The organism is Nocardia sp. NPDC051750 (genome assembly GCF_044453135.1).
GTDB lineage: Bacteria > Actinomycetota > Actinomycetes > Mycobacteriales > Mycobacteriaceae > Nocardia.
In genome coordinates, this window is sequence record NZ_JBITCK010000002.1 from 354,325 (window position 1) to 376,570 (window position 22,246).

The 22,246-nt window shown below is 68.2% G+C and carries 19 protein-coding genes; 12 read left to right on the forward strand and 7 right to left on the reverse strand.

Annotated elements, in window-relative coordinates; translation table 11 throughout:
* Positions 1-198 precede the first annotated feature (198 nt).
* The 5 genes from ACIA75_RS08855 to proB all read left to right on the forward strand — a co-directional run bounded on the left by ACIA75_RS08855 (position 199) and on the right by proB (position 8,234).
* Positions 199-4,023, forward strand: coding sequence for a translation initiation factor IF-2 N-terminal domain-containing protein (locus tag ACIA75_RS08855; protein WP_397101618.1), 3,825 nt, complete (start codon positions 199-201; stop codon positions 4,021-4,023).
* 811 nt (positions 4,024-4,834) lie between these two features.
* Positions 4,835-5,146: a 50S ribosomal protein L21 gene (gene rplU / locus ACIA75_RS08860; protein ID WP_068046299.1), complete on the forward strand. Its 312-nt coding sequence runs from the start codon at positions 4,835-4,837 to the stop codon at positions 5,144-5,146.
* A 43-nt stretch (positions 5,147-5,189) separates the two neighbouring features.
* Positions 5,190-5,456, forward strand: coding sequence for a 50S ribosomal protein L27 (rpmA, locus tag ACIA75_RS08865; RefSeq protein WP_397101620.1), 267 nt, complete (start codon positions 5,190-5,192; stop codon positions 5,454-5,456).
* Between the two features lie 159 nt (positions 5,457-5,615).
* Entirely contained in the window at positions 5,616-7,073 is a 1,458-nt protein-coding gene (gene obgE / locus ACIA75_RS08870; RefSeq protein WP_397101622.1) for a GTPase ObgE, read from the forward strand.
* Between the two features lie 39 nt (positions 7,074-7,112).
* Positions 7,113-8,234, forward strand: a complete 1,122-nt coding sequence (proB, locus tag ACIA75_RS08875) for a glutamate 5-kinase (RefSeq protein ID WP_397101624.1) — start codon at positions 7,113-7,115, stop codon at positions 8,232-8,234.
* Between the two features lie 206 nt (positions 8,235-8,440).
* On the opposite strand, the gene ACIA75_RS08880 is transcribed toward proB, so the two are convergent.
* From ACIA75_RS08880 to ACIA75_RS08895, 4 genes are read right to left on the reverse strand one after another with little or no spacing between them, the layout of a single operon-like run.
* Positions 8,441-9,100 carry an endonuclease V gene (locus ACIA75_RS08880; RefSeq protein ID WP_397101626.1) on the reverse strand — a complete coding sequence of 220 codons (660 nt, stop codon included), beginning with the start codon at positions 9,098-9,100 and terminating at the stop codon, positions 8,441-8,443.
* 55 nt (positions 9,101-9,155) lie between these two features.
* Positions 9,156-9,485 carry a DUF202 domain-containing protein gene (locus ACIA75_RS08885; protein ID WP_397101628.1) on the reverse strand — a complete coding sequence of 110 codons (330 nt, stop codon included), beginning with the start codon at positions 9,483-9,485 and terminating at the stop codon, positions 9,156-9,158.
* Entirely contained in the window at positions 9,482-9,871 is a 390-nt protein-coding gene (locus tag ACIA75_RS08890; RefSeq protein WP_397101630.1) for a YidH family protein, read from the reverse strand. The genes ACIA75_RS08885 and ACIA75_RS08890 overlap by 4 nt, the downstream gene beginning before the upstream one ends.
* On the reverse strand, positions 9,868-10,560 hold the full coding sequence (locus tag ACIA75_RS08895) for a GntR family transcriptional regulator (protein ID WP_397101632.1): 693 nt from the start codon (positions 10,558-10,560) through the stop codon (positions 9,868-9,870). The genes ACIA75_RS08890 and ACIA75_RS08895 overlap by 4 nt, the downstream gene beginning before the upstream one ends.
* 296 nt (positions 10,561-10,856) lie before the next feature.
* Between ACIA75_RS08895 and ACIA75_RS08900 the strand changes: the two genes are divergently transcribed.
* The 6 genes from ACIA75_RS08900 to ACIA75_RS08925 are packed head-to-tail and all read left to right on the forward strand — an operon-like array spanning position 10,857 to position 17,006.
* Complete coding sequence (locus ACIA75_RS08900; protein WP_397101634.1) at positions 10,857-11,687, forward strand: ABC transporter permease; 831 nt, start codon at positions 10,857-10,859, stop codon at positions 11,685-11,687.
* Positions 11,684-12,505 (forward strand): ABC transporter ATP-binding protein, encoded by an 822-nt coding sequence (locus ACIA75_RS08905; RefSeq protein ID WP_397101636.1) that lies wholly within the window; start codon positions 11,684-11,686, stop codon positions 12,503-12,505. Before ACIA75_RS08900 ends, ACIA75_RS08905 begins: the two co-directional genes overlap by 4 nt.
* Positions 12,502-13,551, forward strand: coding sequence for an ABC transporter substrate-binding protein (locus ACIA75_RS08910; RefSeq protein ID WP_397101638.1), 1,050 nt, complete (start codon positions 12,502-12,504; stop codon positions 13,549-13,551). Before ACIA75_RS08905 ends, ACIA75_RS08910 begins: the two co-directional genes overlap by 4 nt.
* A complete protein-coding gene (locus ACIA75_RS08915) occupies positions 13,533-14,426 on the forward strand; it encodes an NAD(P)-dependent oxidoreductase (protein WP_397103419.1) in 894 nt (297 codons plus the stop codon). The genes ACIA75_RS08910 and ACIA75_RS08915 overlap by 19 nt, the downstream gene beginning before the upstream one ends.
* Entirely contained in the window at positions 14,423-15,577 is a 1,155-nt protein-coding gene (locus ACIA75_RS08920) for a mandelate racemase/muconate lactonizing enzyme family protein (protein WP_397101640.1), read from the forward strand. Before ACIA75_RS08915 ends, ACIA75_RS08920 begins: the two co-directional genes overlap by 4 nt.
* Positions 15,567-17,006 carry an aldehyde dehydrogenase family protein gene (locus ACIA75_RS08925; protein ID WP_397101641.1) on the forward strand — a complete coding sequence of 480 codons (1,440 nt, stop codon included), beginning with the start codon at positions 15,567-15,569 and terminating at the stop codon, positions 17,004-17,006. Before ACIA75_RS08920 ends, ACIA75_RS08925 begins: the two co-directional genes overlap by 11 nt.
* 72 nt (positions 17,007-17,078) lie before the next feature.
* Here ACIA75_RS08925 and ACIA75_RS08930 read toward each other — a convergent pair whose 3' ends face one another.
* From ACIA75_RS08930 to ACIA75_RS08940, 3 genes are all read right to left on the reverse strand, one after another.
* The gene (locus ACIA75_RS08930) at positions 17,079-17,993 is read right to left on the reverse strand and encodes an alpha/beta fold hydrolase (protein ID WP_397101642.1); all 915 of its coding nucleotides are present in this window, start codon (positions 17,991-17,993) and stop codon (positions 17,079-17,081) included.
* A 49-nt stretch (positions 17,994-18,042) separates the two neighbouring features.
* A complete protein-coding gene (locus ACIA75_RS08935) occupies positions 18,043-18,927 on the reverse strand; it encodes a hypothetical protein (RefSeq protein WP_397101644.1) in 885 nt (294 codons plus the stop codon).
* A gap of 185 nt (positions 18,928-19,112) precedes the next feature.
* Positions 19,113-21,209: an ABC transporter permease gene (locus ACIA75_RS08940; protein WP_397101646.1), complete on the reverse strand. Its 2,097-nt coding sequence runs from the start codon at positions 21,207-21,209 to the stop codon at positions 19,113-19,115.
* A gap of 252 nt (positions 21,210-21,461) precedes the next feature.
* On the opposite strand from ACIA75_RS08940, the gene ACIA75_RS08945 reads away from it, so the two are divergent.
* Positions 21,462-22,100 carry a TetR/AcrR family transcriptional regulator gene (locus ACIA75_RS08945; protein WP_397101648.1) on the forward strand — a complete coding sequence of 213 codons (639 nt, stop codon included), beginning with the start codon at positions 21,462-21,464 and terminating at the stop codon, positions 22,098-22,100.
* The last annotated feature ends 146 nt before the right edge of the window (positions 22,101-22,246 follow it).

Below are 22,246 nucleotides of genomic sequence, written 5' to 3' on the forward strand. Positions count from 1 at the left end.
GAGTGCTCGCCCGCGGGGTTCAGCCATATGCCAGGCGCCGCGTGGCCAGTTAGCCCGACCGACGTTCGATAGTGGAGATAACCGGGCACGCGGGGCGAGACCATTGACCTTGCGCAACCGCGCGAGGCGGACGGAAAGCGTCCCCGCGACGGCCGCGTCACTCGTAGAGGAACGCGCCCGGGGGCCCGAGGAGACTTCGTGGCCGATCAAGAGCCGCTGGACACAACATCACAGGATGACGATCACTTGCCGGAGCGAATCCGAGTACATGCCCTCGCCAAACGGTTGGGTGTGACCAGTAAGCGCATTCTGGCCAAACTCAGCGAACTGGGGGCCGAGGCCCGCAGCCCGCAGTCGAGTGTGGACCGGGCGGTCGCGGAATCGGTCCGTGACTCGCTGACCACCCCCAACCTGACCCCCGCCGAACCGGGCCTGTTCGATCCGGCCGGCGCCGCGCCGGAGCCCGGAGCGGCCGGCGCCGAGGTCCCCGGCCCCGGAGTGGGTCGCGGCGACGCCGGCGCCGCCACTTCCGCTGCCGCTACGGGCACCGAGGCCGCTGCTACCGGGGCGGAGCAGGCGGCGAGTGCCGCTGTCACGCCCGGCGGCGGTTCCGGGCAAATCCCTGGCATCGGGGTGGACACGGTGTCCGCGGGCGCGGCGGTATGGGAACCGGAAGAACCCGAGACACCCGATGTAGTGGCCTCCGGGACCGGGCTCGCCCCGGCCCCCGAAGCGGAGACAGCCGCGGCCGCCGAGACCGGCACCGCCGCGGTGTCCGGCGATAGTGCCGGGTCCGGCGAAACGGCCGCGGTAACCGATACAGCGCAGCGCGACCGCGGTGCGGGGACCGGGTCGGCTGCGGAAGAATCATCGGAACCCGCCGGGACCACCTCGGTATCCGTCTCGGCCACGGTGACCACCGGATCCCCGGTGGCACCCCCGCCCGCGTTCACCGCCGCCGCGAACCTGTTCGCCAGCCCCGTCCGCGAGGAACCCGCCTCGGTCGAACCGATGGTTTTCGAAAGCGCGGTCGTCGCGGCCCCGCTGTTCCTCTCCCCGGATGCGGCGGCAGCCGAGGACCTGCGCCGGCGGCGCAAGGCCGAGCAGCAGCCCGCGCCCGAACCGGCCGCCGACACGGACACCGACACCGACACCGATACCGATGTCGAGACAGACGCTGACGACCAGTCCGATCAAGGCGGCGATTCCGACGATCAGCCCCGGCGGCGCAGGCGCGGCCGGCGTGGTCGCGGCCGGGGTCGCGGGGAACAGCAGTCCGAGAACGAGGGTGACTCCGAATCCGAGGACGCCGAGTCGCCGGACTCTGCCGCCGAGACCGAGGACAAGACCCCCGCTGAGGCCGACCAGGACAAGGCCACGGCCGAGACCGAAGAATCCGATGATGCGGACGACGAATCGGACGGCGGTTCGAGCCGGCGTCGCCGGCGTCGCCGCCGCCGGAAGGGCGCCGGCGAGTCCGGTGACTCCGAATCCGCCGAGGACGATCCGCCCAATACGGTCGTTCACGAACGTGAGCCGCGGAACAAGACCCGGGCCCGCGCCACCGTGGACGAGGTTCAGGGCATTACGGGTTCCACCCGGCTCGAGGCCAAACGGCAGCGCCGGCGCGACGGTCGCGAGGCCGGCCGGCGGCGCCCGCCGATCCTCACCGAATCGGAATTCCTGGCGCGGCGCGAATCCGTCGACCGGGTGATGGTGGTCCGGGAAAAGGAATTCCCCGGGCATCCGTCGGCCACCCAGGTCGCGGTGCTCGAGGACAACATCCTGGTCGAGCATTTCGTCACCAGTACCGGGTCGGCGTCCATGGTGGGCAATGTCTACCTGGGCAAGGTGCAGAACGTGCTGCCGAGTATGGAGGCCGCGTTCGTCGATATCGGCCGGGGCCGCAACGGTGTGCTCTACGCGGGTGAGGTGAACTGGGAGGCCGCCGGGCTCGGCGGTAAGGAACGCAAGATCGAGCAGGCGCTCAAACCCGGCGATCAGGTGCTGGTCCAGGTCAGCAAGGACCCGGTCGGCCACAAGGGTGCCCGGTTGACCACCCAGATCAGCCTGGCCGGTCGATTCCTCGTATACGTACCGGGTGGTACCTCCACCGGGATCAGCCGCAAACTGCCCGATACCGAGCGCAAACGTCTCAAGGAGATCCTGCGCGAGATCGTGCCCGCCGACGCCGGTGTGATCATCCGGACCGCCTCCGAAGGTGTCAGCGAAGCGGAACTGACCCGCGACGTGGAACGGTTGCAGGCGGCCTGGCGCACGATCACCGCGGCCGCCGAGGGCGAGTCGAACGCGCCGAAAACCCTCTACGAAGAACCGGACCTGCTGGTGAAGGTGGTCCGTGACCTGTTCAACGAGGATTTCTCGAAACTGGTGATCGAGGGCGAACGCTCCTGGAACACGGTCGAGACCTATATCGGCACCGTCGCCCCCGATCTGCTCGCGCGGGTCTCCCGGCACGAGAGCACCGGCGCCGATGTTTTCGAGACCTATCGGATCGATGAGCAGCTGGCCAAGGCGCTGGACCGCAAGGTGTGGCTGCCCTCGGGCGGCACCCTGGTGATCGACCGGACCGAGGCCATGACGGTGGTCGACGTGAACACCGGCAAGTTCACCGGCTCCGGCGGCGGCAACCTGGAAGAGACGGTCACCAGGAACAATCTGGAGGCCGCCGAGGAGATCGTGCGGCAGATGCGGCTGCGCGATATCGGCGGCATGATCGTGGTCGATTTCATCGATATGGTGCTCGAATCGAACCGCGATCTGGTGCTGCGCCGGCTCACCGAGGCACTGGGCCGCGACCGCACCCGGCACCAGGTGTCCGAGGTGACCTCGCTGGGCCTCGTGCAGATGACCCGCAAGAAGCTCGGTACGGGCCTGGTGGAGGCGTTCTCCACGACCTGCGAGCACTGCCACGGCCGCGGCATCCTGGTGCACAGCTATCCGGTGGAGCAGTCGGGTGCCGAGGACAGCTCCGGGCGGGGCCGCGAATCGGGTTCGCGGCGGCGCCGTAATCGCGATAAGGCGGCACCGGTTCCGGCGGCTGCCGTATCGGCACCCGTGGCCGAGGTCTCGGAAGAAGACGCGGCAGCGAAGCGGGCCCATCCGGTGGCGCTGGCGATGGCCGCGCACCAATCGGACGACGAGACGGCGCCACCCGCGGATCAGGTCGAGTCCGAGGCGCCCGCCGCGTCGGCAGCGGCCGGTAGTGACACGAAACCCGGCAAGACCGGTGCCGCGGACAGCGGAGGCGCTGCGGAACCCCGCCGGCGCCGTACCCGGGTCCGCCGGTCCGCCGGTGCCGCGGGGTCCGGTGATCGTCCGGCCGCCGAATCGAACGGCAGCGGTGTGCACGCCGCATCCGAGGCGACCGCTGAGCCCGATGCGGCCGAGGCCGCGACCGCTGGTTCGGATGAGGCCGCGGCCACCGGGCCGTCCGGGGCCCAGGCCGTTGTGGATGAGACCGGGACCACTGGGCCGGATGTGGCTGAGGCAGCTGCTGCTACCACCGTGGGTGACACGACAGTGGACAGTGGCGTACCAGCGCCTGCCGCCGAATCGGATACCGACGGATCCACCGCTACAGAGGACGAGAGCCCCTCGGACAGCGGGGAGCCGGTTGCGGCGGCCGCCGCAACCGCGGAATCGACGAGTAACGGTGTCTCCACGCAGGTCGAGCCGGGATCCACAAGTGGCCGGAACGGGACCGCTCACGCGACCCCGGTACGCACGGCGGAGCCGGATTCCGCGCAGCAGGCAACCAGTGGTCCGGCGGCCGACAGCCCTCCGGAGGCCCGTGGGCGCCGGCGTCGTGTCGCCCGTTCCACCGCTTCACCGGCAGCCGACAGTTCGGCCGCGGTGTTCGTACTCGCCGCGGACGAACAGCCGGCCGCACCGGTCGCCGACGTCGCGGCCGAACTGCCGGAGGCCGAGGTACCGGCCCGGCGGGTCCGCCGCCGCGCCGCCGGGCGTCCGGCCGGACCGCCTGTCGACGAAGAGAGCTGATTCCAGCCGGAGAGCGCCCGGCCCCGGAAGCGGGGCCGGGCGCTTCCGCGTCTCCCTGCGTCGTTCGCCGGGTGTACCCGCGCGATGGCACTGGTAGGGCAGTCACGTCTCTGTCCTGGCCGGGTCCCGCGTCGGCCGCTTCTGCAACCCGTGCACCGCGAGGGCGCAGCGGCCCGGGGATCCGCTCGCGAGACAGATGGAGATCGACTCGAAGCGGTCCGGTAACCCGGCTGCTCGGGGAGGAGGCCGCACCGGGGTGGCGACCGGACGCGACAGGCACCGGTCCTGCGTCGGCTCCGGCCGGGTCCGGGTCTCGGGTCGGCCCGGATTACCGCGCGCTGGTCCACAGCGGGGCACAGTGAGCGGCGTGTCTGCCCGAGAAGAGGTATGGAGATACGCTCCCGTCCGATTTCGGATCGGTCCCGGTCCCGGAGCGGCCCGGGACCGGGGTTGCCCGGGGACGGCGTCTATACGAGGTGTCGACAGGGCCCCGGTCCGGAGGAGCGGTGGAGAGTGCGGCGGTGGCAGTGAGGTCGGTCTTCGGCTCGGTCCGGGGTGGCCGCCGTCGGGGTGGGTCCGGGTCCGGGAACGGGTCCGGTTTGGTCGCGGGAACCGGCATCCTGTAATCTTGGCCAGTCGCTGCCCGGCGGCAGCAGCATGCTGTTCCGTGGCCGGTTCCCGATACCGAGAGCCACCAGATGCTGAGGCGGCGATGATTATCAGACCAGTCGTGCGGTGGATCCCGGTGCGAAACCGAGATCCGGCCGTGCGAACGAGTGCCGAGCACTACAGGAAGAAGGGCAGCCGACCGATGGCAACGTACGCGATCGTCAAGACCGGCGGAAAGCAGTACAAGGTCGCGGTCGGTGACCTGGTGAAGGTCGAGAAGATCGAGGGTGCGCCGGGCACCTCCGTGGCACTGTCGCCGGTGCTCGTCGTCGACGGGGCCGAGCTGACCACCGCAGCCGACAAGCTCGCGAAGGTTTCGGTGTCGGCCGAGGTGGTCGAGCAGACCAAGGGCCCGAAGATCCGCATCCACAAGTTCAAGAACAAGACCGGCTACCACAAGCGCCAGGGACACCGTCAGCCGCTGACGGTCCTGAAGGTCACCGGCATCAAGTAACGACTCGCAGGGCTTACCGGCCCGCGCTGAAGGAGTATCAGCAATGGCACATAAGAAGGGTGCGTCCAGCTCCCGGAACGGCCGCGATTCCAATGCCCAGCGGCTCGGCGTGAAGCGCTTCGGTGGGCAGACCGTCAAGGCCGGCGAGATCCTGGTACGCCAGCGTGGCACCCACTTCCATCCCGGCGTCAATGTCGGCCGCGGCGGGGATGACACCCTGTTCGCGCTGGAAGCCGGTGCTGTCGAGTTCGGCAGCAAGCGTGGTCGCAAGACCGTGAACATCGTGGTGCCGGAGCCGGTCGAAGCCTGACCGGCTGACGACTCCACCACAGCGAGCGGGTCAGGGTGATTCACCCTCGACCCGCTTTTCGCGTTTCTACGGTTCGCCGTAGCCGCCCCCCGGGCGCGATCGCCTATCGGCCGTCGTGCCTTCCCGACCTTCGACTATCCCGAGGAGGATGATCCGGCCATGGCCAAGTTCATCGACCGTGTCGTTCTTCATGTCCGTGCCGGCAAGGGTGGGCACGGGTGCGCGTCGGTGCACCGGGAGAAGTTCAAACCGCTCGGCGGGCCCGACGGCGGGAACGGCGGGAACGGCGGGGATGTGATCCTCGAGGTCGACGCCAATGTGCATACGCTGCTGGACTTCCATTTCCACCCGCACGCCAAGGCCGGTAACGGCAAACCCGGCGAGGGTGGGAACCGGGACGGGAAGAAGGGCTCGGAGCTGCTGCTGAAGGTTCCGGACGGGACCGTGGTGCTGGGCCCGGACGGCGAGGTCCTGATGGATCTCGTCGGGGCCGGTAACCGGTATGTGGTCGCCAAGGGCGGGCGCGGCGGCCTGGGGAACGCGGCGCTGGTGTCGCGGGCTCGCAAGGCGCCCGGCTTTGCGCTCCTCGGGGAGGAGGGCGAGGTCCGCGATGTGGTGCTCGAACTCAAATCCGTCGCCGATGTGGGTCTCGTGGGGTTCCCGTCCGCCGGGAAGTCCTCGCTGGTGTCGGTGCTTTCCGCCGCGAAACCCAAGATTGCCGATTACCCCTTCACCACCCTCGTTCCGAACCTGGGAGTGGTGAACGCGGGCGACACCACCTTCACCATCGCCGATGTCCCCGGATTGATCCCCGGGGCCAGCAGCGGCCGCGGTCTCGGCCTGGACTTCCTGCGCCATCTGGAACGCTGCGCGGTCCTGGCGCATGTGGTGGACCTGGCCACGCTGGAACCCGGCCGCGACCCCATCTCCGATATCGACGCCCTCGAAGCCGAACTCGCCGCCTACAAACCGGCACTGACCGGCGACGCGAGCCTGGGCGACCTCGCCGACCGGCCCCGGGCGGTGATCCTGAACAAGGCCGATGTGCCCGACGCCGAGGATCTCGCCGATCTGGTGACACCGGAGTTGCGCGAGCGCGGCTGGCCGGTCTTCCGGATTTCCGCGGTCAGCCACGCCGGTCTGCGGCCGCTGACCTTCGCGCTGGCCGAGCTGGTGCAGGAGTACCGCACCGCCCATCCGAAGGCCGCGCCGAAACGTCCGGTGATCCGCCCGATCGCGGTGGACGAATCGGGCTTTTCGGTGCGGCCGGATCCGGACGAGCCGGGCGGGTTCCTGGTTCGCGGTACCCGGCCCGAACGCTGGGTGCGGCAGACCCAATTCGACAACGACGAGGCTGTCGGGTACCTGGCCGACCGCCTGGCCCGGCTCGGCGTCGAGGACGAACTGGTGCGGCTGGGCGCGCAACCGGGTGCGCCGGTGACCATCGGCGATGTCACCTTCGACTGGGAACCGCAGATCACGGCCGGGGCCGATATCGTGCCCACCGGCCGCGGCACCGATATCCGGCTCGAACAGACCGACCGAGTGAGTGCCGCCGAACGTAAACACGCGTCGCGGGTGCGGCGCGGTCTGGTGGACGAGGAAGACGAGGAGTAGGCAGGTGAACCTGGGTAACCGCGGAGCAGGGGCACGGCCGTGACCCAGCTCTCCCCAGAACTCAGTGATGCCCGGCAGGCGATTGCCGGTGCCCGGCGGGTCGTGGTGAAGATCGGTTCGTCCGCGCTCACCAGCCTGCACGGTGGTCTCGATACCGCGCGACTGGATCTGCTGGCGGACGCCATCGAGGCGCGGATGCGCGCGGGATCCGATGTGGTGGTCGTATCCTCCGGCGCGATCGGTGCGGGCCTGGCGCCGCTCGGGCTGACCCGGCGGCCCCGCGATCTCGCCACCAAACAGGCGGCGGCCAGTGTCGGTCAGCTCGCGCTCGCCCATGCCTGGGGCACCTCGTTCGCCCGCTACGACCGGACCGTCGGCCAGGTGCTGCTCAGCGCCGACGATTTCGCCCGGCGCGAGCACCACCGCAATGCCCAGCGCACCCTGGACCGGTTGCGGTCGCTCGGTGCGGTCGGGGTGGTGAACGAGAACGATACGGTCGCCACCGAGGAGATCCGGTTCGGCGACAACGACCGGCTCGCCGCGCTGGTCGCCCACCTGGTGGGCGCCGACGCGTTGTTCCTGCTCTCCGATGTCGCCGGGCTGTACGACGGCGATCCCCGTAAGAGCGACGCGAATTTCATCGCGGAGGTCCGCACCAGCGCCGACCTGGACGGGGTGATCGCCGGCAGTGGCGGTGTGCTCGGGACCGGCGGGATGGCCTCGAAACTGTCCGCCGCCCGGCTGGCCGCGGACGCGGGCGTCCCGGTGCTGCTGGCCGCGGCCGCCGAGGCCGCGAGCGCGCTCGGAACCGGAACTGTCGGTACGGCTTTCGCGGCGCGCCCGGTGCGTTTGTCGGCCCGCAGGTTCTGGGTCCGGCATGCGGCCGACAGTCGCGGCGCCATCCTCATCGACGCGGGAGCGGTCCGCGCCGTGGCGCATGCCCGGCGGTCGCTGCTGGCGGCCGGGATCGTCGGGGTGCGCGGCCGATTCCACGGGGGTGATGTGGTCGACCTGGTGGGCCCGGATCGCGCGATCGTCGCCCGGGGTGTCGTGGAATACGACGCGGCCGAACTCGCGACGATGCTCGGCCGGTCCACCCGGGAACTGCCGGACAGTATGCAGCGACCGGTGATCCACGCCGACGACCTCGTCAAGGTGTGAGCGTTCCGCCCGGGGCCAGGTGAGGTCGCGGGGGAACTCGCCCGATCTGCCGGATCGGCGCGGAGGCGCCTGAGGCCTCGACGGTGTCATCCGGTACGGAACGAGTTCGCCGCCGCCCGAACCGGGCCGGCGTATCCCGCAACAGATATCGGGGCAGGACGTTTATCGCGTGATCCGCCGCCGGTCACCCGGTTTGCGGATCTCCGTCAGGAGATGCGCCCCAGATGGTCGGCGGTGCGAGTGGTTTCGGGCAACCGGTAGCGCGGTGCCAGGCGTAATACCAGGTCACAGGCCGAATCGAGGGTGAAGCGATGCCCCACCGACACATAGATCGGTTTGACCCCCGGCTGGGTGCGCAGGACGCGGCCGACGATCTCGCCATCGGAGGTGACTGCGCTCCGATCGCCCCGTGCCGGACCGGGCTCGGTGGCCGCACCGTACGAGTTCTTCGCCACGCCGATACTCGGCAGATCGGTGAGTACGCCCAGATGTGCGGCCAGGCCGAACCGGCGCGGGTGGGCGAGCCCGTGACCGTCGCAGACGAGCACATCGGGTTCCACCGTCAGTTTCTCCAGCGCGCGAGTCAGCGCGGGAACCTCACGGAATGCGAAAAGTCCTGATATGTATGGGAATTCGATTCGCTCACGGACCACCGCCTGATCGAGAACCGCGAGCGATTCCAGGTCCAGGACGGTCACCACCCCGACCGCGATATCCGGATCCCGGTAGGCGACATCCAATCCGGCCACCCGCCGGATCGGGCCGTGCTCGTCGCGCACCACAACCCGCTCGCGCAGCCCCTGCTGGATGGCGATCGCCTCGTCCTCGGTCACCGCCCATTCGTGCATCTGCCGTACCCGGACCATTCCCGGAGCCTAATCGGCGCAGGTGGGCCGGCCGGACCGGGTGCGCCGGCACGGTTCAGTCGACGAATATCGGATACAGAAAGCCCGCGAGCGCGCCCAGCGCGGGCATACCGGCGCTCGCGGCGATCAGTGCCATGAAGCCCGTAGGCATCGCTCGTACCTGTTCCGGACCCTGCCGGCCGCGCCGGCGATGCAGGCCGACGGCCAGGATCACGACGGAGAGGCCCGCCGCAGCGACCGTCGCGATGCCGAGCGGATCGGCATGTTGCGCGGCAACCTTGGTGAGCAGCAGTCCCACCGCCACCGCGGTGAGTGCGGTCCTGCGCCACGCCAGGACGGTGCGTTCCGGTTGCAGTCCGGGGTCGCGGACGCCCGCGCCGCTCACAGGCCGATGAGCAGCGCGCAGCCGACTGCCGCTACCAGTACCCCGATCACCAGCAGTTTCACCATCACCGGGCCGGGTAATGGCCCGTCGCGGCGCATGGCTGCCTGCACCTGTCGCCAGCGCAGGAATGACCCGACCGCGACGAGCACGGCCAAGACGACACATACCCCGCCCAAGATCCGGTGCGTGACCGGATCCAATTCACCGGTGAACAGCTGTCCGACGGCAACTCCGCCTGCCAGCAGGGCGAACGCGGTACGAATCCAGGCCAGGAAGGTTCGTTCGTTGGCCAGGGTGAACCGATAGTCCGGTTCCCGGTCGGGTTCGTCGTGGTGAGGCTCCGGCAGGGTCGTGCCCGGAGCCGATCCGTGGGACCCCCGGGTCATAGCAGTGGCTCTGCGGTGGAAGAACCGGCTGTCGCCGAAGATGCCTCGACAGTCGCCAGTTCCTTCCGGAGCCGGGCGATATGACCCCGCCCGGCGAATTCGGCCAAGAGCACGTCCCTCGACTCGAGCGCATCGACGATGCGGTGGTGCTCGGCGAGGGCCAGCGGCATTCCGCCGGGTGAGCGATGGGTGGTCGACATCGCCAAGCGGATCTGATCCTGGAGGAGATCCAGCTGTGTGGCCAGCTTCGAGTTCGCGGCGATTTCGCGGATGCGGGCATGGAAGCGCATATCGACGGTGTAGTGACGTGCCACATCGCCGCTGTCGATGGCGGCGCGCTGGTCGGCGAGGATCGCGCGCAGATCGCGCAGGTCGGCGGCGGAGACGCGCTGCGACGCGAGCCGGCAGACGAGTCCTTCCAGTACCTCGCGGACCTCGTAGATCTCGACCAGTTCACCACGATCCGGGTTCGCGACAACGGCACCTTTGTTCGGTTCGAATTGGGCCAGGCCCTCGTAGGTGATGCGGGCGATAGCCTCCCGCGCCGGACTCCTGCCGACCTCGAGCCGCTCGGCCACGACTGCCACCGACAGTCGCTCTCCCGGTTCGAATCTGTGGTCGAGTATCGCCCGGCGCAGACAGAGGTACGCGTGTTCTGCCAGACCGCTCTCCGGTCGTGCTGTGGACACCTGGACTCCCCTTGCTCTCGGTCGCCCCCGCGGGGGCCAGGCCGGCTGGAACTGATCAGCCGACTGCCGCTGTCGCTGCTGCCGCCGACTATACCTTGTGATTACACAAAATCTACCTTATGGTGTGAATCACAAGGTTCAGGAACCTACTGGTAAACAACACATTGTTTGGTTCCGGCTTTGCTGGACGGCTTGAAGCAGCTGTCAGATTTTATGAAATCGCCCGTTCGGCTGAGGTGAGATTCCTGCATGGAGCCTCGTCCTCGCGGCCGCCGGGGGTCAGAGGAGTGTGCGCAATGTCGATCACGAGCCCCAGCACCGATCGAATATCTCTGAAGAGACGCCGACCACCGAGAACGGGAGACGGCGGTTCCCCCCGGCGTGTTGCGCTCGGGTTCGCGGGCGGGTTGATCGCCATCGCCGCCTGGTACGCGGTATCGGTCTCGGGAATCGTCTCCGGCCGCGGTATTCCACGTCCCGACGAGGTGATCACCGCGGCATGGACCCTGTTCACCGAACAGGACCTGCTGTTCGATATCCGGGTCAGCGTCACCCGCGTGATGATCGGTGTGATCATCGGTTCGGTCGCGGCACTACCGGTCGGATTCCTGCTCGCCTGGTATCCGACGCTGCGGGCGATGGTGGAACCGCTGGTCAACTTCTTCCGCGCGCTTCCCCCGATCGCGCTGGTCCCGCTGGTGATCGTGTATTTCGGCATCGGCGAAACCGCGCGGATTTCGATCCTGGTGTATGCCTCGTTCTTCGCCGCGGTGATCGTGTTGTTCGAGGGGATCTCCGGTATCGACCCGTTGCTGATCCGGGCCGCGCGGGTACTGGGTGCGAACCGCTGGGAGATCTTTGCTCGCGGTGTCGTCCCCGCGTCGGTACCGCACCTGTTCACCGCTGTCCGGGTCGCCCTCGGCGTCTCCTGGGCGACGGTGGTGGCGGCCGAACTCGTTGCGGCGCAGCGCGGACTCGGCGCCGCCATCCAGGATGCGTCGACGTTCTACCGGATCCCGGATATGTACGTCGGCATCGTGATGATCGGCATCGCCGCACTCGTCATGGATCTGATTCTCAAACTCGCCCAATCCCGGATGACCGCGTGGCAGGAGAAGTCGAAATGACCAGTGTCGTGACACCGGAAACCGTGGCCGACAACCGGATCGCCTTCGACGGCATCGGCAAATACTACGATCGCGCGGGCGACCGGATGCACGTCCTGCGGGATTGTTCGTTCGATATCGAGCCCGGTGAGTTCATCTCGGTGATCGGGCCGTCCGGGTGCGGTAAGACCACCCTGCTCAATATGGCCGCCGGATTCCTCTCTCCCGACGAAGGCGCGGTTCGCGTCGGTGGTGTGCCGGTGAAAGGACCGCACCCGTCGCGCGGCGTGGTGTTCCAGCAGTACGCGATCTTTCCGTGGCTCACCGTCGCCAAGAACATCGAATACGGGCTCACCCTCCGGGCCAACCGCAAACCACGCGCCGTACGCGCCGAAATCGTCGACCGCTACCTGCAACTCATGGGGCTCGAGGCCTTCGCCGATTCCTACCCGAAGGAATTGTCCGGCGGTATGCGCCAGCGGGTGGCGATCGCTCGCGCCTACGCGACGGATCCGCAGGTACTGCTGATGGACGAACCGTTCGCCGCCCTGGACGCGCAGACCCGTGAGCGTATGCAGCAACTGCTGCACGAGACGCAGTTGACCGAACAGCGCACCGCCTTGTTCATCACCCACAGTGTGGAAGAGGCGATCTTTCTGTCGAACAAAGTGGTGGTACTCAGCGCCCGGCCCACCCGGGTTCGCGAAACCGTCCCGATCGGTATCGACTTCCCGCGGTCGGCCGAAACCAGACTTTCGCCGGCCTTCGTCGAATTGCGACGCCACCTCGAGAAACTCCTGCGTGACGAATCGGACCAGGCCGCCGGGGTGTCGCGATGAGAGCCCCCTGTCCGCGCCGGATCGTGACCGCCCTGTTCGCCCTCCTGGGCGTACTCACCCTGCTGACCTCGTGTGCGCTGGAAACATCCGGACCACGGACGACCCCCGAGGGGCTACCGGTCATCAAGGTCGGCTACTTACACACCCTCGCGGTGGACTCCCATATGTGGCTGGGCCTCGAAGAGGGCCTTTTCGAAAAGCACGGTGTAGCGCTGGAACCCGTGAAGTTCGATACCGGAACCGCGTTGAGCCAGGCCCTTTCCGGCGGATCGGTCGATGTCGCGGTGATGGGCGCCGTGCTGTCGAATTTCCCGGCGCAGGGTGTCGGCAAGGTGTTTCTCGCCAACGATATCGAATTCGATACCGCGCAACTGTGGGCTGCACCGTCGTCCGGCATCCGATCCGTGGCCGATCTGAAAGGTAAGCAGGTGATTACGGCCAGCGGGACCACGGCGCACGTGTTCCTGCACAACGCGCTGCGCGCCGAGGGTGTCGATCCATCGAGCCTGAAGATCATCAATGCCGATCTGCCATCGGCGGTCAGCGCATTCGTCTCCGGTCAGGTTCCCGCCGTGGCGCTGTGGGTTCCCTTCGACGAGACGGTGGAAAAGCAGATGCCCGACGCCCGAATGGTGGCATCGGCCAAGGATTACTATCCGCAGTCGTCCATCGTCGGGGGCTGGGTCGCCAACAACAATTTTCACGAGGCGAATCCCGAACTGCTGTCGAAGATCACCGGCGCCTGGCTCGAGGCGAATGATCTGCTGATCAACGACCGGCAGCGGGCGCTGACCATCGTCCACGATGCCGCCTACGCGGACAGCCAATCACTCGACGACACCCTGCGCCGATTCGAATTCGCCCGCCTGTACACCAACGACGAATGGGCGCAGATGTACGCGTCGGGCGATCTCGAACGCCAGATCGGCAATATCGAACGGATTTTCGTCGAGATCGGCGGTATCGACAGGTACGTCGATCCGGCCGATTTCGTCGACACGTCGATCTACACGAATTCCTACAACAACTGGAAGGTTGGTTCATGAACACCAGAATCCGCGTACTCGGGCTCGGCACGATGGGCGGGCGGGTGGCCGTCGCCGCCCGCGAGGCGGGCTTCGACGTCCGGGGTTTCGACCCGGTGGGCGCCGCGCGGGATGCCGCGGCCGCTGCCGGGGTGGACGTGGCCGGCGACGGTGCCACCGCGGTCGCCGATGCCGACCTGATCCTGCTGTCGGTCCCCCGGCCCGAGCACGTCCGCGCCCTCGCCGACGATGTCCTGCCCGCGGCGCCCGAAGGCGCGGTTGTCGTGGATCTGTCCACCATCGACCCCACCACCGCCCGGCAGGTCGCGGCGGATCTGCAGAAACACGGCATCACCTACATCGACGCGCCCGTCCTGGGCCGGCCGGTCAAATGTGGTTCGTGGATGCTCGTCTGCGGCGGTACCGAGGAAGCGATCGACAAGATCACCCCCGCACTCACTGCCACGATCGCGTCGGCCGTGCAACGGGTGGGTGACGTCGGCGCGGGATCGGTGGTCAAAATCGCCAACAACCTGATGTTCGGCGCCATCAACGCGATCACCGCGGAAGCGCTCACCCTCTGCGAACGCAACGGAGTCGACGGCGCGACCTTCGTCGACGCGGTGTCACGTTCCGGCGCCGCCACGGTGTCGAACCTGTTCAAGGAACTCGGCCCGCGCATGGTCGCCGCCGACGACGACCCGAACTTCGCTCTGGCGCTACTGGCGAAGGACAACAGACTCGCACTCGATATCGCGCAGGAATCCGGGACGCCCAGTCCGCTGGCCACCGCGATCGTCGGCATCAACGACGTCGGGCTCGATGAGGGGCTCGGCGCACGCGATACCGGCGCGATCATCAAGGCCTACGCGGCCTTGACCCGGGCCGCCGAATGACCTCCGGGTACCCGATCGAACGCCTCACCGTCTCGATTCTGTCCGCCCCGGTCGACAGTGCCGTTCCGATGTCGTTCGGCACGCTGACCGACCGCCGGGTGTGTCTGGTCGAGGTCGAGGCCGGCGGTGTCGTCGGGATCGGCGAGAGCTGGCTCAACTATCCGGGCTGGTCGCATGCGGAACGATTGTCGACGTTCACCGAAGGTATCGCGCCGCTGGTGTTCGGGCTCGACGCGAGCGATCCGGCAGGTGTCCTCGCGCTGCTGTGCGGGCGCTTGCTTCCGGTCGGCCGGCAGGCAGGGGCGATCGGGCCGATCTGGCAGGCGCTGAGCGGTATCGATATCGCGCTGTGGGATATCGCCGGGAAACTCGCCGGGAAACCCGTTCACGAACTGTTGACCGGGACGGCGTCACGATCGTCTGTTCCCGCCTACGCCAGCGGGATCGGCCCGTCCGATATCGAATCGCTCTGCGCGGTCGCGCTCGCCGATGGTTATCGCGCGATCAAGACGAAAATCGGTTTCGGCGCCGAACGCGACCGCGCGACGCTGTCGACCGCACGTGGCTGTGTGGGCGCGGACATCGAACTGTTCGCCGATGCCAACCAGGCGTGGGATGTCGCCGCGGCCACCGAGCAGATCAACGCACTCGCCGACTACGACGTGCGCTGGATCGAAGAGCCGTTGGCCGGCGACCGGGTCGAGGATCTGCAGAAGCTGGCCGCCGCGGTATCGCTACCGATCGCCACCGGTGAAAACGTCTATGGAACAGAGGATTTCGAGAGCCGCATCGGGTCGGGCGCGGTCACGTTGATCCAGCCCGATCTGGCCAAATCCGGCGGCTTCACCATCGCCCGCACGGTCGCCGAATCGGCGATCCGATCCGATGTGCGGATCGCACCGCACTGCTATTCGAGCGGAATCGGGATCGCGGCCAGCGCCCAGTTCGGCGCCGCCTACGACCGGGTCGACTGGATCGAGGTGGATGTGCGGCCGAACCCGCTGCGCACCGAGTTGCTCGCGCGCGGACCCGAACTGTCCGAGGGTGCGATCCGTCTGCCCACCAGCCCGGGACTCGGGGTCGAACTGGACCCCGGCACTGTGCGCCGCTTCCGTATCCACCGAGAGGAAAGAACTCGCAATGCCCACTGAGCTCCTGACGTCCCCGTCCACTGAGACCGTTGTGGCGGGCGCCCGCATCGGCGGAGAAGCGATCGAGGGGACCCCGCACGATATTCCCGACCCTGCTACCGGTGAACGTCTCGCCTGGGTCGGATGGGTGACCGGTGACGTCGCGCGCCGGGCCGCGTCGGTGGCCGCGGGCGCGTTCCGGGAATGGTCGGACACTCCGCCCCGGCAGCGTGCCGCCGCACTGCGCGCCATCGCCGCGGATCTGCGCGCGAACACCGAGGCGCTGGCCGCCACGATCAGCGCCGAATCCGGGAAACGCCTGGCCGAAGCCGTGGGTGAGGTCGGTTTCTCGGCGCAGTATTTCGAATGGTTTGCCGACGCCGCCACCATGCCCGGCGATGGCGGATTCGTCACCGCACAGCGCCGCTTCACGACCACCCGCCGGCCCGTCGGCGTCGTCGCGGCGGTCAGCCCGTGGAACTTCCCGCTGTCGATCCCCGCGCGCAAGGTCGCTCCGGCGCTTGCCGCTGGATGTACCGTCGTGCAGAAGGCCTCGGAGCTCACCCCGCTCACGAGCGTCGCGTTCACCGAGATCTGTGAACGGCATCTTCCGCCCGGCACCGTCAACGTCGTGGTCGGGGCAGGTGACGAGCTCACCAGCGCACTGGTCGACTCGCCCGATATCGCCGCGGTCACCTTCACCGGTTCCACTCCGGTCGGCATCCTGGTGGCTCAGCGGGCCATGGCTTCGATGACCCGTGTCACCATGGAACTCGGCGGCAAGGGCCCCTTCATCGTCACCGCCGAAGCTGACCCCGGCGCCGCCCTTGAAGCGCTGCTGATCGCCAAATTCCGCAACAACGGGGCGTCGTGTATCGCCGCGAACAACGTTTTCGTCCATGAATCCCACTACGCGGACTTCGTCGCCGAACTCCGTACCCGCATCACCGCGTTGGTTGCCGGACACCCGGCCGACAAGGGGACCGATGTGGGCCCCATGCTGCGGGCCGCGCACGCCGAGCGGCTGGAAGACCTGGTAGCGCGCGCCGCGGCGGACGGTTGCCCGGTCGACCGCAGCGAGGTCGGGCCCGGGCACGGACACTACGTGGCCCCGACGCTCGTGGAGGCGGTCGCCGATACGCCGCTGTGGCATCAGGAGATCTTCGGACCGGTGTGCGCGGTCCGGCCGTACACCTCCGAGGACGAAGTCGTCGCGGAGGTCAACGGCTGGAACACCGGTCTGGGCGGATACGTGATGTCGGCGGATACGGAACGCGCCGCCCAGTTGGCCGACCGCCTCGATATCGGCATCGTCGGAGTCAACAACGGCGCCCCGAACACCCCCGAGGTGCCTTTCGGCGGGTTCGGGCTGGCCGGACTCGGGCGAGAAGGCGGTCTGTCGGGCCTGCTGGAATTCACGGAGGAGAAGACGGTGTCGTTCGCGCGATAGCCGGCCCGGGCACTATCGGCGTATCCGCACCGGTAGTGCCCGTGGGGGAGTATACCGACCGGACCTGTGAGATCAGAGATCGGCGAGGAACCGATCGACTCGCGCGGCGATCTCCGCCGGTGCTTCACCGTTGATCGCGTGGGAACGTCCCGCCCATATCTCCACTTCGGCGCCGGGCACTGTGCGCGCCTGCTCGGCGGCGCGGTCGGCGTTGTGGATGATGCTCGCCCCCGCCAGGATCACCAGGAGCGGTGTGGTGATGGACCGCAGCTGGTCGAGCGTGGGTTGTTTCGGCTGGACCGGGTGCTGCGCGAAGTCCCGCATACCGGAGGCGATGAGGCGCGCCTCGGGGACCGAATCGTCCGCCTTCGCGCCGCCCGAGATCCAGCTCAGCAACCATTCCCGGACGCGCCGCGGAAGGCCGGGTATCACGCTGCCGAGCGATACCACGATCATCTTCCAGGTGATCGGCGCGAAGGTGACGGCCGGGTCGAGCAGTGTCGCGGAGGCGAGCCGGGCGGGCCGGTGGATGGCGGTCTGGGCAGCGAGCCAGCCGCCGATACTCACGCCGAGCAGGTGGACCTGTTCGGCGTCGAGCTGGGCGAGGGCCTGGTCCAGCCAGTCGGCGTGGTCTTCGGGGCTCGAGATCGGCGCGGTCTGCGCGCTGGCGCCGGGTTCTCCGAGGCTGTCCAGCGACCATACGGTGTGGTGCGCGGTCAGGCCCGGGATATTGCCCCGCCACATGGGTGTCGAGGCTTGCCGGCCGGACAGCAGAACGATGGGTTCGGCAGCCGGCGGTCCGAAGCGGTACGCGGTGACCCGGCCGAAAGAGGTGTTCAGGACCCGGGTCTCCGCCGGGGCCGGGAGCAAGGCCATACCGTCCCGGTAGGCGTCCGTGAACCGCGCCCGGCCCGCCGCGCTCTCGAAGTGGGCGATCCCCTCGGGTTGCGGTGCGATCGGGGAACTTTCGGGGAGCGCGTCGGTCACGGCGCCAGCCTACCGACAGTGGCCGCGCCGCCGGGGGAGACCGCTGCGGCTAGCGGGAGAAGTCGACGACACCGTATTCGCGCAGCCGCGCGACCGCACGGTCGTCGGATAGTTCGCCGCGCGCCTCGGGGTGTTCGTGGTAGAAGCGGATCAGCCAGTACGTTCCCGCCGAGCCGATGGAGAGCTTTTCCGCGTGGATACGTTTGGTGCTGTTGCTGCCGGCCCGGCGGCCGGGGGATTGGATCCGGATGGTGCCCTTGGAATTGTTGCGCGACACCACCGCGATCTGTTCGACCGCGGTCCAGCTCACCCTGTTCCCGATGGATGTTTTCGTCGGGAGCACGATATGCATGGGCGTCAGTACCAGACGCCGGATTTCCGGGCGCCGGGCGTAGACACCGAGGTATCCGAGGAGCAGCACCGCCACCGTGATCGCGAGCCAGGGCGGGATCGGCGGGTGCAGCGGGAGGGTGAGGGTTCCGGTGTGGGTGCCGATACCGAAGATCGCGCAGAACGCGGCCAGGCTGAGGAAGCAGACCACCAGGGCGACCTCGTAGCCGAGCGATCGGCGAATCACCAGCGCGCCCCGGTCGTTGGCGAACCGCGCACCGTCGATCCGGATCCGCGACCGGCCCCGCGAGGTCGCGGAGAGCATCGGCAGGAAAGAGGCAACCCAGACCGCGGCCGATACGTGGAAGGCCGTGAGCACGGGTTCGCCGGACTTCAGCGACAGTCCGGCCTGGGCCAGCAGGAATGTCGCCAGAATGGCCACCAGGAAAACCGCCGGATAGGTCCAGCCGTTGAGGTTGCCGCGGAGTTCCCGGGGCGGCGGAAAGTAGCCGCGCGGCTGATCCGGCTGCGGGTGCGGCGGTGTGTCCGGACCCGCCTCGGCCTCCGGCAGATCGGGCGATATGGTGCGCGGCTGGGTTGTCATCGGTACTACCTGTACTTCAGGAGTGCATCGGGCGACTGTGATGATATCGGCAATCGCCCGGCAACTCCGCCTCGTGCGCGAGGGGTGGCGTCTCTGCGCCATCCGGCGCCCGGAAGTGCCCTGTGCGCCCGGCTCCGGCCGGACGATCACGGATCGGATCGTCCGGCCGGATGCGCTCTGCCGGTTCAGCTCTCGACGTCGGCGGTGGCGGTCGCGACCTCCTTGCGGGGGCGGAACCGGTCGATCACCGCCACGACGACCAGCGAAATCGCGGCCCAGAAGGCGAATGTCGTCAGATGAGTGCCGACGATATCGGCGTCGAAGTACAGGATCGAGCGGGCCGATTCCACCGCCGCGGGCATCGGCAGCACATCGTGCAGCACCCGGAAGATCTCCGGTTCCATATAGATCGACATGGCACCGTTGGACGCGGGTACGCCGAGGAACATCAGCACCGCGATCACCGGGAGCACGGCCAGCATGCCGAGTACCCGGACGAAAATCGTGGTGAACAGGGCCGTACTGAATATCGCCACGGCGCCGACACCCAGCAGCGGCAGGAAATGCCCGTGCACCGCGCCGACGATCGGTCCCGCGATCACCCAGACCACCGCCGCCATCCCCAGCGACCAGCCGGCCAGAATCGGCAGCAGTGTGCGCAGCCCCATCACCATCGGCGCCGCGGTCGAGCCGACGATGATGATCAGGAAACCGGACATGATCCAGCCCATTGCCAGATACATGCTCACCGTGCCCATGGTGTCGCTGTCGGACAGGGTTGCCACATTCTCCGTCTCCAGCGGCATATGCTGTCCCGCCGCGACCTGACCGAACACCGTCTGCACCACCTGCTGCTGGCTCATCCCGGCGGCTTCGTTGGTGATCAGCGTGGCATGCGGGGTCTCCGCCGAGGGCAGGACATACGCCGCGGAAATCGTGCGGTCGGCGACCATCTCGCGGGCTTCTTCGGTGTCGGTGAGGCCGCGGAGATCGAACAGGCCGGCCATGTTCTGGTCGAGACCCTGCACTACCTGGCCGGCCATCTCGGGTGTGGCCGCCACGACCGCCACCGGCATCTCTTTGGGCGCCGGCTGATACATCGCCCCGAGCATGGTGGTCAGCATCATCCCGATCATGGCCAGCGGGAAGAACGCGAGCAGTGCGTAGTGCACCCGGGTGCGGGGCCGCGGTCCGGGCAGCAGTGATTCGACGGTGCGGGCGAGCGGTGCGGCGTCCGGGTTGCGGCGGCGCTTCAACGCGTCGAGCCCGAGAGTCGCCAGGAGTGCGATCCCGGCGCCGACGGCGAGCACGGCCAGGTGGCCGGCCAGCCCGTTGCCGCCGAAATAGAGGACCGATCGCAGCGATTCACCCGTAGCCGGCGAGGGCAGGAAATTGTGCAGCACCGGGTACAGCGACGGCAGGCTGTAGATCGACATGCCGAGGTTCGATGCCGGCACACCCAGCACCATCAGGAACAGCATGCCCACCAGGACGGCCATCGGCCCGAAGATCCGGGAGAGGAACAATTGCACCGAACCCACCGCGAACACCGCGAGCCAGCTGATGCCGAGCACTTCCGCCGTATGACCTTCGACCGCACCCAGGATCGGGCCGGCCACCAGCCATACCAGTCCGGCGGTCAGCGCGGCCCAGCCGGCGAGCAGCGGTACGAATCGCCGGAACCGCAACAGTTCGGGTGCCGAGGAGAGCATCAGGCTCAGCGGCATATATCCGGCGAGCATCAGCGCGGTAGTCATGAACATGACCGCCATACCGGCCGTGTCGTGTGCGGGCAACGGTGCCAGATCCCGGGCCTCGGGCTGTAGACCATCGGCGACGACCTGGGCCGTGAGAACCTGGCCGACGCTGGAGGACTGGGAGGCCCCCGCGGCCCCGGCGGTGTACACCGCGGCGGTGCCGCCGGAACCGGCGGGAAGCGAGACGGCACCGGTGATCTCGCGGGTGAACACCAGGTCGCGGGCTTCGGCGTCACTGCCGACCACCCGGACGTCCACCGCCTTGCCCTGATCGGATTCGAGTGCCGTCGCGAACTCGGGGGCGCCCGGGCCGGCCACCGCGACCGGCATATTGTTCGGCGCGGGCGCGTGCATGGCGGCGAGATACCCGGTGATCATCATGGAGACCATCAGGAAGGGGAAGACGAACATGCCGACGATGCGGCCGATCTTCTCCTTCTTGGCTCGTGCGAGCTCTTCCCGGTCCAGTTCTTCCAGCTCTTCGGCCGAGGGCGGGCTCTCGGTTTCGGTCGGCGCAACGGTCACCGCGGTACTCCTTGCTGTGGGCAGACGCGAACCCGCGGGTTCGGCACAGGATCGATGGGTTTTTCCGGCGGCGGGGCAGCATCATCGATTCCCTCGGACCGCACACCCGGTATGCGCTCCAATTTACGCCACTTGACTTAAAATGGCGTAACCGGCGTGCTGTGACACTGATCGCAGCCGCACGCCCGGGACATGGCGGCAGGATGAGAACCTGGCGGCAGGCACGGGCACGACAGAAAGCGAGGCCAGACGATGGGACGGCGCGGTGACCGGGCCCGGCAGGCTCTCCTCGACGCCGCCGAGGAACTGTTCGCGGCCCACGGGATCGACTCGGTATCCAACCGGCGCATCGCCGAGCACGCGGGCCAGTCCAACCACTCGGCCGTGACCTACCACTTCGGCGGCCGCGACGAACTCCTGCGCGCGCTGGTGGACCGGCATCGGGAGCCGGTGAGCCGGATCCGTGCCGATCTGTTCGCGCAGCTCCCGGCAGACCCGACCCTCACCGAGTATCTGCAATGCCTGATCCTGCCGGTGACCAGCCATATCGGCTCCCTGCCCACGCCCACCTGGCGGGCCAGGTTCCAGCGCCAACTCGCCACCACGCCGTCTACCGCGGCCATGCTCACCGAATCCGCCCGGTCCGACGAGCTCTCGGATCGACTCCTCGCGCGGATCGACGAATCACTGTCGGCGGTCCCGGCATCGGTGCAGGCCGGACGGGAACGGATCGTGGGCCGCATGATCACCGATATCTGCGCCGAATACGAAGCACGGATCAGTGAGGGTTCGCAGCCCGCGCAGTGGACGGCGCTGGGCTATTTCCTCACCGACGCGTGCGCCGGACTACTCAGCGCCCCGGTGAGCCATCCGGGTTTCACAGGGCTGTAGCTGAAAAGCCTGTTTGCCGACCCGAACTGCGAGCCTGAGCACGCCACCGGACCACGCGTAGGTGGCGTGGGGACCACGGCGCGGCACCCGGCCGGGATCATGGCCGGGGCCGTGGCGTAGTCCGAGGCTCGGGTGGACTGCTCACC

Excerpts from the sequence above, each read along its gene's own strand:
- ACIA75_RS08945 (WP_397101648.1), top strand. The coding sequence starts at position 21,462 with ATGGGACGGCGCGGTGACCGGGCCCGGCAGGCTCTCCTCGACGCCGCC.
- ACIA75_RS08890 (WP_397101630.1), bottom strand. The coding sequence starts at position 9,871 with ATGACCCGGGGGTCCCACGGATCGGCTCCGGGCACGACCCTGCCGGAG.
- ACIA75_RS08905 (WP_397101636.1), top strand. The coding sequence starts at position 11,684 with ATGACCAGTGTCGTGACACCGGAAACCGTGGCCGACAACCGGATCGCC.
- ACIA75_RS08935 (WP_397101644.1), bottom strand. The coding sequence starts at position 18,927 with ATGACAACCCAGCCGCGCACCATATCGCCCGATCTGCCGGAGGCCGAG.
- rpmA (WP_397101620.1), top strand. The coding sequence starts at position 5,190 with ATGGCACATAAGAAGGGTGCGTCCAGCTCCCGGAACGGCCGCGATTCC.
- ACIA75_RS08900 (WP_397101634.1), top strand. The coding sequence starts at position 10,857 with ATGTCGATCACGAGCCCCAGCACCGATCGAATATCTCTGAAGAGACGC.
- ACIA75_RS08880 (WP_397101626.1), bottom strand. The coding sequence starts at position 9,100 with ATGGTCCGGGTACGGCAGATGCACGAATGGGCGGTGACCGAGGACGAG.
- ACIA75_RS08925 (WP_397101641.1), top strand. The coding sequence starts at position 15,567 with ATGCCCACTGAGCTCCTGACGTCCCCGTCCACTGAGACCGTTGTGGCG.
- ACIA75_RS08920 (WP_397101640.1), top strand. The coding sequence starts at position 14,423 with ATGACCTCCGGGTACCCGATCGAACGCCTCACCGTCTCGATTCTGTCC.
- rplU (WP_068046299.1), top strand. The coding sequence starts at position 4,835 with ATGGCAACGTACGCGATCGTCAAGACCGGCGGAAAGCAGTACAAGGTC.
- ACIA75_RS08910 (WP_397101638.1), top strand. The coding sequence starts at position 12,502 with ATGAGAGCCCCCTGTCCGCGCCGGATCGTGACCGCCCTGTTCGCCCTC.
- obgE (WP_397101622.1), top strand. The coding sequence starts at position 5,616 with ATGGCCAAGTTCATCGACCGTGTCGTTCTTCATGTCCGTGCCGGCAAG.